Origin of the sequence: Bacillus sp. EAC, assembly GCF_002156875.1 — a bacterium.
Lineage (GTDB): Bacteria > Bacillota > Bacilli > Bacillales > Bacillaceae_G > Gottfriedia.
Map to the genome: position 1 here is coordinate 57,656 of NZ_NCSY01000010.1, position 14,164 is coordinate 71,819.

The following is a 14,164-nucleotide window of genomic DNA, read 5'->3' on the forward strand; positions in this document are numbered from 1 at the left end:
CTAGATCAATTTTTTTTCTTTGATTTAGTTTCTTCTTTCGTTCCTAAATAAATTCTGATTTTAGAGCCTTCTTTTAACTTAACACCAGCCTTTGGAGCTTGGTCAACAACAATATTGCCAGTTCCACTATATTCAATAGTAAAAGTATCTAGCAAAGGTTGCAAATCTTTTTTCTCTAAACCGATTAAATTTGGTAATTTATATGTTCTTGTGTCTCCATAAACAAACTCTTTTTCAATTTGATTTTTTCTAGGTGGTACCCCTAAAACCTGCATACTATCACGAATTATATTTCCTACAATAGGAGCTGCTACTACTCCACCAAACTGTACAGTACCTTTTGGATTATCAACTGCAATATAAACAACTATTTGAGGGTCGTCTGCAGGTGCAAATCCAATAAATGAAACGATAAAGTTACTATCGTCATATCGACCATCTTTTACTTTTTGTGCTGTTCCAGTTTTCCCACCGACTCGGTAGCCCTCAACAAATGCCCCTTTACCAGTTCCTTGTGCTACTACACTTTCAAGAGCTAATCGAACTTTTTTGGATGTTTCAGGTGAAATTACACGTCTTTTTGCAATCGGCGTCTTCCTACTAACCACTTCATTCGTAACCGGATCAACAAATTCTTTCGCAATATATGGCTGATAGAGAATACCACCATTAATTGCTGCTGATACTGCAGCCACTTGCTGAATCGGTGTAACAGAAACTCCTTGACCAAAAGCAGTAGTTGCTGCTTCAACTGGCCCAACGCGATCCATACTAAATAAAATACCCGTACCTTCACCTTGTAAGTCAATTCCTGTTTTTTGACCAAAGCCAAAATCACGAATATATTTAAAAAGCTTTTCTTCACCTAAACGATTTCCTAATTCAACAAATCCTGGGTTACAAGAATTTTGAACAACTTCTAAAAATGTTTGTGAACCATGTCCTTGTCTTTTATGACAGCGTAATCGTGCCCCTGCTACTTCAGCAGCACCATCATCATAAAAATGATCTTTATTCAAGTCCACTTTCCCTTCATTTAAAGCCGCTGCAAGGGTAATAATCTTAAAGGTTGATCCTGGTTCATAGTTCGCCCAAACTGGTAAATTACGATTATAAACTTCTGGCGAAACATTTTTAAAGTTAGTTGGATCGAAACCTGGTCTACTACTCATTCCAAGTATTTCACCAGTTTTAGGATTCATCGCAATCCCAATCATTGCATCCGGGTTATACTGTGCTGTGGCATTATTCATCTCTCGCTCTAAAATTGTTTGGATTCGTGAATCGACTGTTAATCTTAAATTCAATCCATTAATCGGAGGAATATAGTCATCTGCGATATTAGGCATTCTTTGACCTTTTGCATCAGAATAAAATTGAACGCTACCTTTTTCACCGCTTAACTGCTTATCATAATAAAGCTCTAATCCATTTAGACCTTGATTATCAATACCTGCAAAACCAAGTACATGAGATAGGTAATTACCAAAAGGATAATAGCGTCTTGAATCTTCAGCTATGTAAACGCCTTCTAAGTTCAAATCCCTAATTTCTTTTGCTTTTTCATTTGTAATTTTAATGCCTTCTGTACGAATATGTTCCATTCGGGATTTTTTTGTCAAAATTTGATATAACTTAACTTCGGAGATTTTTAGGATTGGGGCAAGTTTTTTTGTTGTTGACTCTGGGTCTTTAATTTGTCTTGGAACGACTAATACAGATGGTGCACTTTTATTTGTTGCAAGAGCGACACCATTTCGGTCTAAGATTTCACCTCTTTTTGGTTCAAAGGGGATATCTCGACTCCAAGAATCTTTCGCTCGCTTAGATAAAAAATCACCTAAGGCGAATTGAACATATCCAAGTCTAGTAGCAATAATCGAAAATATTAATAAACCACCAATAAAAACAATAAATAAACGTTTACGTACCGTTACATTAGATACTCGCATTGAAACGAACACTCCTCTACAATATGTTCGTTTCAATATATGCTTGTACCAAATACATTAGACCTTTTACTAATTTAAGAGAGGAAAAGTATACATCATTCCATTTTGCTATTCTTGAATGTTAACTTTAATTTCTTTTTCAGTAGAATCTTTTTCTTGAGGTTTATTTAATTCAACTGCTAAATAATCTTTTTCTCTTAGTTCAGCATTTTTCTTTATACTTTGACTCGTAATAAAACCGCTACCTTTAATCGTTAAATTTAAATTAAACAATGCACTTAAACGATTTACTTCAGTTCTTGACCACCCAATGATCGATGGCATACTATTTGTTCCATCTGTTTTAAGGTAGATTTTTGTTCCTCTAACAACCTCAGTACTTTTCAGAATCGATTGACCTGACACTTTATTTCCAATACCTAATGAAACAGCCTTTAAACCATCTGAAATAGCTAGTGATTTAGCTTCACTAATAGATAGACCGTTAAAATCAGGTACTTCTACACTCTCTTTATCAATAAGTTTACTTACATCCGCATTTTTTACAGGTTCAACTTTTCTATATTCAAGTGCGCCTTTTGTTACACTTCTAAAGATTTCAGAAACAGGATCCGAACCTAATTCTGTATCTTTAAGTTTTGGTCGAAGAACAGCCACATAAACTACTAGTTCTGGATCCTCTGCTGGAGCCATTCCAATAAATGAAAATAGGTTTTCACCGTGACCTTTTATATATTTACCATGTTCATCAACTACTTGAGCTGTACCAGTCTTACCAGCAACAGAGTATCCTTTAATTGCATAATTATGTCCTGTACCACTTGGTGCTGTAACGACAGACTCAAGTAATTTTCTTTCCCTTTTTGCCGTTTCTGATGTAATTGGATTGCCAGCAACTTCAGCTTGATAGTCATCAACGATTTTCTTCGTATCGTGGTCAACTACTTTATCAACAATATAAGGCTTCATCATTTTACCATCATTAGCGATTGCACTTGCAGCTTGAATTATTTGGATTGCAGTTACAGTCGAACCTTGACCAAAGGCAGTTGTTGTTTTCTCAAGAGGATATTTAAACACTAATTGTCCACTTGACTCACCTGGTAGGTTGATATTTGATTTCTTTGTGAAACCAAAATTTTTATAATATTGCAGGAAACGATCTGCACCTAGTTTTTCGTTTAACAAAATCGATATACCCACGTTTGAAGACCTTTGAATACCTTCATCAAACGTAATAGATCCCCAACCATTTCTATTCACATCATGAACTGTTCCTCCACCTGGTACTTTATATCGTCCAGATTGAAAATATTCTTTTCCGTTATAAACGCCCTCATTCATAGCAGCACCTAATGTAAATATTTTCATCGTCGAACCAGCCTCAAACGCATAAGAAATTGGATCATTTGTATAGTTTGTAATATCATTTATATTTGGATTAAAACTTGGTCGGTTCCCCATTGCGATGATTTTCCCAGTTTTTGGGTCAGACACAATCGCCATGATTTTCTCCGGTTCATATTCTTTATCAACTCGAGTCATCGCGTCTTCTAGTAAACTTTGAATCTTCGTATCTATTGTTAAATAAATATCAGAACCATTTTGAGGTGGATCAACTTTTTCGTTCTCATAAGGTAAAATATTTCCTTTTCGATCACGTAGAAAGCTTTTCTTACCATCTCTTTCGGTTAATTCATTATTTAACGATTTCTCAAGTCCCATCTCCCCAATTAATTCTCCATTTTCATTTATGCTTGTATAACCAAGGGTATGCGAAGCAAAAACACCATTAGGATAGTATCGTTTTTGGGATGGAGTAAAAACAATACCAGGTAGCTTTAATTTCTCAATTTTTTCTTTCTTACTTTGAGAAATATTTCTTCCACCTGGTCCGAGTTCAACTTGATATTTAGGTTTACCTAACATTGATAAAAGTTCTGCCTCATCCGTTTCTAAAATTGGTGACAGTTCTCTAGCTGTTTTTACTTTATCAACCACATGTCTTTTAATTTTAGAATTTTTAGAAGCACTTGGATCTAGAACAGCAGAAACAGTATAAGAAGTAACTTCTTCAGCAAGAGGAATTCCATTCGCATCATAGATCGTTCCCCTTTTAGCAGGGATTATTTGTGATGTATTGTAATTTTCATCAGCATAAGCCTTTAAATTTCTTCCTTCTACCCTATCTGATAATTGCAGATAACTAATACGAGCTATGAGAGAAATAAAAAGTATGAAAGTTACTAGAAAAAAACAACGTATTCCTAAATTTGTATACTTATTTTTTTTCTTACTCATAATATGATCTCCTAGTTGCTAGTGTCTGTAAATTTCACATTATTACTATCGATCTTTAGACCAAGCTCTTTTGCTTTTTTCCAAATTCGGTCATATGTGCTTAATTCATCAACTTTCATTTTAAGTTCTGAGTTATGTTGTTTCTGTTTAGCAACATCATTCTTCACATTTTCAATTTTTATATTTGTATCAAAAATTGCAGCTTGTGTACGAATTATTTTAGTCCCAATAAAGAAGCATACAAAAATAAATGACACATAAAGAATTTTTTCAAAAGTAGTAATTTTAGATTGTTTCTTTTCTTTTTTCTTGATAGAAGGTCTTGGTTGCAAATCAGTAATCTGTTTTTGATTTAATTTTCTAGCCAAATTACTCATTGGATTCCCTCCTTATAATTTTTCAGCGACTCTTAATTTCGCAGATCTAGCTCTTTTATTTGCTTCCAGTTCATTTTCAGTAGGTAAAAGAGGTTTTCTTGTTATCAATTTAAACTTCGGTTTAAATTCATCTGGAATGATTGGTAATCCAGGTGGAAGTGGTGGAAGCGAGCTTGCTTCTTTAAAAATCGTTTTACAAATGCGATCTTCTAAAGAATGGAATGTAATCACACTAATTCTACCCGAAGATTTTATAAGTGTAAGTGCATCTTTTAGTGCCTCTTCAAATACACCTAGTTCATCGTTAACAGCTATACGTATTGCTTGGAAAACTCTCTTTGCTGGATGACCACCTGTTCGTCTTGCTGCAGCTGGTATGGCATCTTTAATAATCTCAACTAATTCACCTGTTGTCTCAATCGGTTTCTTTGCTCTTACTTCCTCGATTTTTCGTGCTACTTGTTTGGAGAATTTTTCTTCTCCATAACGGAAAAATATTTTTACAAGTTTTTCATATGGCCAATCATTCACCACTTCAAAAGCTGATAAAGACTGTTCTTGATTCATTCTCATATCAAGTGGTGCATCTTGATGAAAACTGAAACCCCGTTCTGCCACATCTAGTTGAGGTGAAGAAACTCCTAAATCAAATAAGATCCCATCTACTTCCTGGATTCCTAATTTATGAAGTTCTTCTTTAATATTTTTAAAATTACTTTTTACGATCGTTAATTGATTCTCATACTGCATCAATCGTTCTTTCGCATGTCTGATCGCTGTTTCATCTTGATCAAACGCAATTAATTTTCCATTTGGAGATAATTGTGATAGTAAATACTCACTATGACCTCCACCACCAAGTGTACAATCTACATACGTACCATTTTCATTAATATTTAAGGAATCAACAGTTTCTTTTAATAAAACTGTAATATGCTCAAACATGTTGCTCACCTCTTATAATATCGGAAAAAAATTTACCAAATTAGATTGATAAATTCTTCCAAGTCAAAAATATAGTTTAATTTATAAATCAAATCCAATTAAGTTTTCTGCTAAGTCTCCAAACGACTCTTCAGACTCATTCATGTATGTATTCCAAGTTGATTGATCCCAAATCTCAATTCGATTTGTCACACCAACCACAACACATTCTTTCTCCAATTTGGCATATTGACGGAGATTAGGTGTTATATTAATTCTCCCCATCTTATCCATCTCACATTCCATTGCACCTGAAAAGAAAAATCGTGTAAATGCCCTGGCATCTTTTTTCGTTAGTGGTAGTGTTCGCAATTTATCTTCAATTACACGCCATTCGTCCAATGAATAACCAAATAAACATTGATCCAAACCTCTTGTAACGATAAAGTTTTCACCAAGCTTGTCCCGAAATTTGGAAGGAATAATCAGACGTCCCTTTACATCGATATTATGTTGATATTCACCGATAAACATCCTATTCCCCCACTTTCTAACACAAACTTACCACATTCCCCCACTTCTTACCACCTTTTATAAAAAATTCTTTAAAAAAACAAAAAATCCTGCTAATTAACTAGCAGGATTTAGTATTATCTAATTTAAAGTTTTACAATTTGATGAGAGTAATCCCATGATAATTCCAATCCACATAATTCGTGTACAAAATCAAATCCATATTTATTAATATAATACATTATATTAAGGATCCTCTCTTGTGGCTTACCATTAGGAGTAATCGAACAAATAATTCTGTCCCACTTCGCAAGTAGTTCCTCGTGTTGTTTTAAAATTGATTCGTCGATTTTTCTTTCTAAGAGCAATAATTGATCTTCTAATTTCAAAAAGTTCTTTTTAGAGAAATCAATTAAATTAGGTGTTACATTTTTAGTAACTTCTTGAAGTGGTATGTGTAACTCTTCTAATAATTTTTTAGCATTTAAAAAATCTTCTTTGTAATTCATTTTTACTTGGTCGTTTAACCACTTACTTTTCTTTTCTTCAATTGATCCTTCAAGTACTTCATCTGTATTAAGAGAGAAATCTTCTAAGGCTGAAACAATATTTCGCTCAAATAATGTAAACATATGTCTTAAAAAGACAGGCGGCATCTCTAAATTAAACACATTAAAAATATCTTTTAACTCTGCCCAATATGCAACTTCACCAGGTCCACCTACAAAAGCTAAAGTTGGAAATAAGTATTCTTGCATGATAGGACGTGTAACAACATTATTACTCAATAAATATGGTGATTCCTTTGCAATTTTACTTAATTCTGCTTCCGTAAAACTATAGCTTTTATTTTTAGTCTGGAATATCCCATCGGTTTCAGAGACCTCTAATAGTTGCCTGCCTTCGTTACTATGATAAAAGAGATGGATACTCTGTTCTGAAATTTGAAGTGTTTCTCCGTAACCAGCTTTAACTAATCTACTTTTTGAATCCTTTAATACACTTCTCACAATGTCTTGCTTACAAATCATCTCAGTAAATAGTGATGCTTCAATTTTACGAACCTTCAAGTCATCAGCATCTATTAAAACTAATCCTTCTTTTTTGAACAATTTAAAAATAACTTTTGCGAAGAAATCAACATAAGTTGAAGAGTCTTCTACTATTTTATTTAGCTCAAAAACTAAGTCATTCGTAAAACTCGTTTCATCATATGTTTTGATAATTTTTTCAATCCATTTTTTCATTTCTTGTTTATCTAATACCGTTTTAGATGCAGCATGAGAATATGTTGTTTTCTGATAAAATGTTTGTTTTTTAATTTTATGATTTTCGATCGTATGTATGTGATTTATTTCATCAATATCATGATCTTCTCCAGCTATCCAAAACACTGGGACAACAGACACATTAAAATCTTGTTCATATTTTTTAGCTAATTGAATGATCGAAATAATTTTATGTATCGAATATAATGGTCCCGTTAACAAACCTGCTTGTTGTCCACCAATTACTACGAATGTGTCTTCTTTTAGTAGTTTTCTAACATTTTCATTTGATTCATCGCTAGCTTGATGTTTTTTATGAAAATGCTCTAACGCAGCTACTAAGTCACTACGGTTATATTGACGATCCATTACATGTTTAATTCTAATTTCCATTTCTTCTTTATTTAATGGATTTGCACCAAAGAAAGAAGAAATTGACTCATTTCCATTTACAAAATCATTCAGCATTTTATTCTGACTCGCTAAATGGACTTTACTAATTTGCATTACGAACTTCCTCTCTCGTACTTCAATTAAGCATTGTATTCAGATATTTTAAGAGCTAACCCAGCAATTAAGGTTATAAAATGAAGAATAAAAAATGATATAAATGATATTCTCCAAAAACCTTTAAGTAACTTAAAGAATCGGATATCTCGCTTTGCTTTCCATTGAAGAATAATACTAATGAATAAGATGATTAATAATAAGTTTATTAAGATCCAACCGGTTGCCGTTGGAAAAAACATATTTAATATAAAATAGAACGAACTAATATATAGAATTGTAGAGAAATCCAACGTAAAAAGCAAAAGTTTACGCTTGTTATTTTTAAAAAACAATTTTAAAAACATATATATGAAAATTGTCGAAACGATTGGAAATTCAATTAATAATGAAATGAAGAAAATGAAAAATTTTTCCAAAAAGAATTACCCCTTCTTCTTCTCTAGTCCTTTAATCATATTGTACACAAGATCAATCGTTGGTACATTTATTTTTTTTTGAATGGCGATGTTTTGAACATACCCAAGCATACTGTCGATTTCAGTTTGCCTGCCATGGAATAAATCACGATTCATAGATGAGTAATTACTGGATGTCTTTTCGCATATTTCTTCAAATTTATGCCATTCTTTTTCCTTATGTAAATCTAATACATTTGAAACTTCACTAAATAATATTTTGCTAATTTGATAAAAATAGTCATTAGCTATTAATTCACCATTTCTTATATTAAATATAGCGGTTAAAGGGTTAATTGTACAATTAATTAAACATTTCTGACTCAATATATAAAACCAATTATTTTCAAGTAGGATAGGAAAATCGTTTGTATGTAATGTTAGTAATTGGTCCAACGCTTTAGGTTTACCTTTAACTTGGCCTATCTTAATTATTCCTTTGCCAGTATGACTAATTTCATTACCAGACTTTTTAAGTGCCCCATGTTCTACAATTCCAATAAAGCAATTTTCAACTGATAATTTTTTTACAATTTCTATATGCGACATACCATTTTGCAAGAATATAATATGACTACCTTTATAATTATTTATTACAGGTAAAATTGTTTCTAAACTATATTGTTTCACACATACAAATAATAGATCGAATTGATCAATCTTATTAGAAAGGAGACTAGCTTCTATCTTTATTTCAGTATCAAAATCATTTACTGATAAAATAATTCCTGATTGATTAATTAAATTTGCTTGTTCTTTTGTTCTTGTATATAAAGTTACTTTCTGATTGTTTTGATAAAAGTATGATGCGATTAAAAGTCCAATAGCACCACCGCCAATTATACCTATATTCATATTTTGCTCCATTCAATTTATTGATTTAATCATACGTTATAGTTACCAAAAATAATATTTAAATTGAATCATCTTTTTTTAAATTTAATTGTACGCTATAATTATATTTGAAATATTAAAAATTTACATTCTATTTAAGGGGGAGCTTTTTTTGAGCAACAAGATCGAACGCTTACAAATAAATTTTAAAACACTTGAACAATTTCAGCAATTTTCAGGTTATGGTTTACAGGAACTTTCTATGTTGGAAGATCTTGAATCAAACTTAATTGACAATGAGTTCCAATCACCTTTCTATGGTATATATTTAGGCAAAGCCCTTATTGCTCGAATGAGCTTGTATACTCATAAAGAAAACAACGAAGAAGTAATTGAGATTAACAAAATGGAAGTATTGCCATATTATCAAAAAAATGGATATGGTAAAGAACTTGTCAATTTTGCTAAATCATTCAACAAACCAATTAGAACAATCCCAAGAGCAAATTCAAACGAATTTTGGAAAAAATTAGATTTTACCGATTCTAGTTCAGAATTTGTTGTTTGGAGACCTTAATATCAAACAAAAACACAACACCCCCAATTTGGAGGTGTTGTGTTTTTTACTCTTTTTTCACCTTAACTTTTTTTTCGTTTTTTGAGTTCGAAACATTTACAAATTTTCTTTTTTGGTCAATAAACTCAAAAAGGTTTTCGTATTCATTCTCTAACTCAATCACTTTCTCAAGTAATTGTTGCTTTTCTGCTTTTAATTGATCGATTTCTTGTCTATTTTTTATTAATTTGTTTTCAAGTGATTGAATTTCTTTTAGCGAATAATGTGAATCAACTTTTTGTCTCACATTTTCTAGAAACTCATATACATGCTCAAAAGTTAATTCTGTGCTATTTTTAGAACTTAAACTAACCTCTTCTCTTGATTGTTCGGCAACAGTCTCTGGTAATGTTTCAATTTCATCTGACTCATTTTTTGATATAGTTTGCTTTTTACTACTATTTTTGGCATTTTCTATTTCTTCTTTATAAAACTTTCGAACATACGAATTCCATCGATAACCACACGCTGCAGCTGTTCTTGATAAAGCTTGAGCAACTATTTTAAATGCCATTAATTGAGTTGACCCATCATTTATCGATTTTAAAACTACTTCGGCTAAGTAGTTATCCTCCTCTTTGGTCCATGCATCCTGGCGATTTGCAACCATTTGCAATCCCCTCCAATTTCTTATGCATTAAGCAGATTTTACTAATTCATATGCACAAAAAAATGAAGGTAGAAGATTACTTTTCCAATTTTTTTATAAATTGTTCAATATTTTTTAAATGTTCATTAGAAAACCATAACGGAATGGCCGAAATAACCTCTTCTTCCATTCTATTTTTTAAATTCCCTTGGAGCCATTTACGAATTAATATTTTCTTGTTTTGGAGGTGAATCTGGGTTGGAATACTTTTAGCCAGACTTATAAAACTTTCATTATGCAATGAATTTAAGTCTTTAGATAGTTCTTGAACAAAGCCAATCTTCTTAGCTTGAAATGCGGTATATATATTTGAGGATGATAATAAAGTTAACCAATCTTGATCATTCATTTTCTCTTGCAATAAAGTTCCTCCACCCCAAGATGTTGGAATCCCCATTTGTCCTTGTATAAATCCAATTTTCGCATGATGACTTGCATATCTAAAATCAAACGCACTCGCAAGCTCACACCCACCACCAAGTGCATATCCATTTATATAACAAATTGTAAGTTGAGGTAACATTGCAATTTGGTAAATTAAATCACACATTTTCAAATTAAAAGTTTCTAATCCATTAATATCATCTTTAAATTTATAAATTGTTTTCAAATCCCCGCCAGTACAGAAATAATTCATCCCTTCACCCGTTAAAATCACAAGCTTACTTTTTGATTTAAGGTGAATATCTTGAATAATCTCAGATAATCGAAGCGCCATATTTTCATCAATGCAATTTCCGTTTTTAGGTCTATTTAAAAAAATATAATCTATTTCATCTCGTTGATATGTAATTACTTCAGACATTGCCATCCCTCTCTCTATATTTCAATTATCTAATTCTTATTTTTAGGGTGTTTGCAAAAAATATTTTTGCTTTAAGTATGATCTTAGTTGATTTCCGTTCCAGGTTGCCCGATTCCGTGGGGCGAGCGCTGAGCCTCCTCGGCGCATTCGCGCCTATGGGGTCTCAGCGCTCGCAACTCCCACAGGAGTCTGGCATGTTCCATTCAACTGAATGTCAAACTTCGTTAAATATTTGCCTAAAAAATATCATTTAGTAATAACCAGTATTTTAATTATACTATAGGTTTTTATAATAATAAGTAGTTTCCGTGTAAAATGTTTGAAAAATTAGATAATTTAAAATAAAAAAAGAAAAGGAAAAAGCACATAGTCTCCTATGTGCTTTAAATAATTAGCTTATTTGCTAAGTACTTGTTTTCCTTTGTAGTGTCCGCATGATTTACATACGCGGTGTGCTAATGTTAATTCACTACAGTTTGGGCATTCAACCATTCCAGGTACCGCTAATTTAAAATGCGTACGACGCTTTCTTTTTACAGTTTTGGACGTTCTTCTTGCAGGTACTGCCATTGATCCCACCTCCTTAAAGTGAGTTTTAGTTATGAAGCCGGTAATCCGGAACTTCTCAATTATCTTTTTTGTCAAAAAATTTTGCTAATCCAGCAAGTCGAGGGTCAATTTTTTGCTCTACTTCGACGTGTTCCTTAACTTCCCAATCTTTTCCAGATGTCGGTGCTGTTTCTTGACCTTCAGTATCCTCAGCAAAAACTTGCAAAGGAATTTCAGCTAAAATACATTCCTCAATCACAGGTGTTAAGTCTAACACATCACCCTCTAGGATGTGAAAATTCTCATCTTCACTTTTCCATTCAGATGTTGTAAAAAACGTTTCTGTTGTGGTAATCGACAAAGGATATTTTACATCAACTAATGTTCTTACACAAGGTAAAATTAAATATCCAGTTATTGTTAAATGAAACGTATATCGGTTCGTTCCAAAATCAACTCGTCCAGTAACTCGAATTGGAGAAACCTCACGTATCTCGGAATTTCGTTCCTTTATTTGACTTACATCAATTGTCTCATCTAAATTTAAACCTTTATGTCTTAATTTCTGCAACTGGTGCACTGACCATTTCATAAATAACCACCTCAAGGCAACAATGAAAATTATATATTCCTTATAACCATTTGTCAATATTTTTTCTTTACAGTATAAAAAGCGAAATGCATTGGATAAAGCAGTGACAAGCATAAGATATTTTTTGGAGAAGAGAACTCTTATTTAACAGCTTATTTCTTGTACTCCACTATATGTTATTCTCTCTTTCGCGAGAGTCTCGTACCTTCCGCTCCAATCAAACTTCTTTTATTAAACGTTTGATTAAAAAAACTATTAAAAACGTTTTTCATTTAGAAAAGAGCCATAAAAAAATCTTCAATTTTATGAACAAATAACGATTGATTTCAAATACTTCGTATAAAATTTAAGACTTAAAAAGTTAAGTTTTTTAGCTAATTTACAGCTCACGTTTTTTATGTAACTCATTTAATATATTATTTTCTGCAAAAAATTACAATACAATTCACCATATGTTGCGATTTATTTCTAGAAACTGTTATTCTTAAAGTATAAAAACCAGTTTTTAGCAAATGTTGGAGGTGTTTTCCATGAGATCAGTTGGTGTTGTCGTTGAATATAACCCACTTCACAATGGACATGTTTTTCATTTAACTCAATCGAAAGAAAAAACAAAAGCAGATGTTGTTATTGCAGTAATGAGTGGTCAATTTCTACAAAGAGGCGAACCCGCAGTTGTTCCGAAACATATTAGAGCAAAATTAGCATTACAAGCAGGCGCTGATCTCGTGATCGAGCTCCCATATAGTTACTCCACCCAGCACGCAACACTTTTTGCAAAGGGTGCTATTTCGATTTTAGACTCTTTAAACTGTGATGCAGTTTGTTTTGGGAGTGAAGAAGGAAAGATTGAAACCTTTTTCGAACTAATAAAAAACAAGAAACAGCATACCTCCTCTATTAATGCGAGTATTCGCTCATTTCTTTCAGAAGGAATGAGTTATCCTTCAGCATATAGTATAGCTTTACAACGAAATATCGAAACTTCTAATTTAGATGTTTCATTACCAAATAACATATTGGGCATCCATTATTTAGAGGCAATCGAACATTTTAATAGTAAAATGGAAGGAACTACTATTAAACGAATTGCAGCAAACTATCATGATGAAGAAGCAACTCATCAAAGTATTGCAAGTGCGACTGCCATTCGAAAATTACTTAAGGAAGAAAACAATTCAATATCAGATTTCGTTCCTTCCTTCACAAAAACAACTATTGAAGAATATATCAATGAATTTGAAATATTGCACTCCTGGAACGAGTATTTACCCTTTTTGAAATACAAATTAACTACAAGTAACTTTCATGAGCTTGAGAAGATATATGAAGCAGTAGAAGGTTTAGAAAGAAGAATATTTTATTCCATTTTAAAATGTTCGAACTTTGAAGATTTAATGACATTAATTAAAACAAAAAGATATACATGGACACGTATTCAAAGATTATTGACACATATATTAACGAATACAACAAAAAATGAAATGTTATCAATTTTGGAAAAAGATCGCGTTCCATATATACGTTTACTCGGCATGTCCAAAAAAGGTAAAGCTTATTTAAATATCAATAAAAAGTCGATTGATATACCAATCTACACAACGATTAATCAAGACAATATAAATCACTTAAGAACTGATTTAAAAGCAACTCATGCTTATGCATCTGTTTTACCACTTAAATCACAGCAACAGCTAATTAATTCAGAGTATGCTCTTTACCCAATCATTTTTAATGAGGATGAGAATGAATTTATTCGAGGTTAAATAAAAAACTGTTTATGATTAATCACTTTAACATGATTACATAGACAGTTTTT

Annotated in this window: 14 protein-coding genes; 2 read left to right on the forward strand and 12 right to left on the reverse strand. The window is 32.1% G+C overall.

Annotated features, from left to right (window positions below; all coding sequences use genetic code 11):
* Positions 1–5: 5 nt before the first annotated feature.
* The 8 genes from B7R65_RS16300 to B7R65_RS16335 all read right to left on the reverse strand — a co-directional run bounded on the left by B7R65_RS16300 (position 6) and on the right by B7R65_RS16335 (position 9,155).
* Positions 6–1,952: a stage V sporulation protein D gene (locus B7R65_RS16300; RefSeq protein WP_088043900.1), complete on the reverse strand. Its 1,947-nt coding sequence runs from the start codon at positions 1,950–1,952 to the stop codon at positions 6–8.
* 108 nt (positions 1,953–2,060) lie between these two features.
* Positions 2,061–4,253: a penicillin-binding transpeptidase domain-containing protein gene (locus tag B7R65_RS16305; RefSeq protein ID WP_088043901.1), complete on the reverse strand. Its 2,193-nt coding sequence runs from the start codon at positions 4,251–4,253 to the stop codon at positions 2,061–2,063.
* 11 nt (positions 4,254–4,264) lie between these two features.
* On the reverse strand, positions 4,265–4,630 hold the full coding sequence (ftsL, locus tag B7R65_RS16310; RefSeq protein ID WP_088043902.1) for a cell division protein FtsL: 366 nt from the start codon (positions 4,628–4,630) through the stop codon (positions 4,265–4,267).
* A gap of 12 nt (positions 4,631–4,642) precedes the next feature.
* The gene (rsmH, locus tag B7R65_RS16315) at positions 4,643–5,575 is read right to left on the reverse strand and encodes a 16S rRNA (cytosine(1402)-N(4))-methyltransferase RsmH (protein WP_088043903.1); all 933 of its coding nucleotides are present in this window, start codon (positions 5,573–5,575) and stop codon (positions 4,643–4,645) included.
* 81 nt (positions 5,576–5,656) lie between these two features.
* A complete protein-coding gene (gene mraZ / locus B7R65_RS16320) occupies positions 5,657–6,088 on the reverse strand; it encodes a division/cell wall cluster transcriptional repressor MraZ (RefSeq protein WP_088043904.1) in 432 nt (143 codons plus the stop codon).
* Between the two features lie 125 nt (positions 6,089–6,213).
* A complete protein-coding gene (bshC, locus tag B7R65_RS16325; protein WP_088043905.1) occupies positions 6,214–7,842 on the reverse strand; it encodes a bacillithiol biosynthesis cysteine-adding enzyme BshC in 1,629 nt (542 codons plus the stop codon).
* 26 nt (positions 7,843–7,868) lie between these two features.
* Complete coding sequence (locus tag B7R65_RS16330) at positions 7,869–8,261, reverse strand: DUF3397 family protein (RefSeq protein ID WP_088043906.1); 393 nt, start codon at positions 8,259–8,261, stop codon at positions 7,869–7,871.
* Positions 8,262–8,267: 6 nt separating this feature from the next.
* The gene (locus B7R65_RS16335) at positions 8,268–9,155 is read right to left on the reverse strand and encodes a 2-dehydropantoate 2-reductase (RefSeq protein WP_179194902.1); all 888 of its coding nucleotides are present in this window, start codon (positions 9,153–9,155) and stop codon (positions 8,268–8,270) included.
* Positions 9,156–9,306: 151 nt separating this feature from the next.
* On the opposite strand from B7R65_RS16335, the gene B7R65_RS16340 reads away from it, so the two are divergent.
* The gene (locus B7R65_RS16340; protein ID WP_256941362.1) at positions 9,307–9,711 is read left to right on the forward strand and encodes a GNAT family N-acetyltransferase; all 405 of its coding nucleotides are present in this window, start codon (positions 9,307–9,309) and stop codon (positions 9,709–9,711) included.
* Between the two features lie 46 nt (positions 9,712–9,757).
* Here the strand turns inward: B7R65_RS16340 and B7R65_RS16345 are convergent, their stop codons facing one another.
* The 4 genes from B7R65_RS16345 to B7R65_RS16360 all read right to left on the reverse strand — a co-directional run bounded on the left by B7R65_RS16345 (position 9,758) and on the right by B7R65_RS16360 (position 12,345).
* Positions 9,758–10,360: a Myb-like DNA-binding domain-containing protein gene (locus B7R65_RS16345; protein ID WP_088043908.1), complete on the reverse strand. Its 603-nt coding sequence runs from the start codon at positions 10,358–10,360 to the stop codon at positions 9,758–9,760.
* Positions 10,361–10,436: 76 nt separating this feature from the next.
* Entirely contained in the window at positions 10,437–11,204 is a 768-nt protein-coding gene (locus B7R65_RS16350; RefSeq protein ID WP_179194903.1) for an enoyl-CoA hydratase/isomerase family protein, read from the reverse strand.
* A 396-nt stretch (positions 11,205–11,600) separates the two neighbouring features.
* Positions 11,601–11,774: a 50S ribosomal protein L32 gene (rpmF, locus tag B7R65_RS16355; protein ID WP_025672195.1), complete on the reverse strand. Its 174-nt coding sequence runs from the start codon at positions 11,772–11,774 to the stop codon at positions 11,601–11,603.
* A gap of 55 nt (positions 11,775–11,829) precedes the next feature.
* Positions 11,830–12,345, reverse strand: coding sequence for a YceD family protein (locus B7R65_RS16360; RefSeq protein ID WP_088043910.1), 516 nt, complete (start codon positions 12,343–12,345; stop codon positions 11,830–11,832).
* Positions 12,346–12,875: 530 nt separating this feature from the next.
* Between B7R65_RS16360 and B7R65_RS16365 the strand changes: the two genes are divergently transcribed.
* Positions 12,876–14,111 carry a nucleotidyltransferase gene (locus B7R65_RS16365; RefSeq protein WP_088043911.1) on the forward strand — a complete coding sequence of 412 codons (1,236 nt, stop codon included), beginning with the start codon at positions 12,876–12,878 and terminating at the stop codon, positions 14,109–14,111.
* The last annotated feature ends 53 nt before the right edge of the window (positions 14,112–14,164 follow it).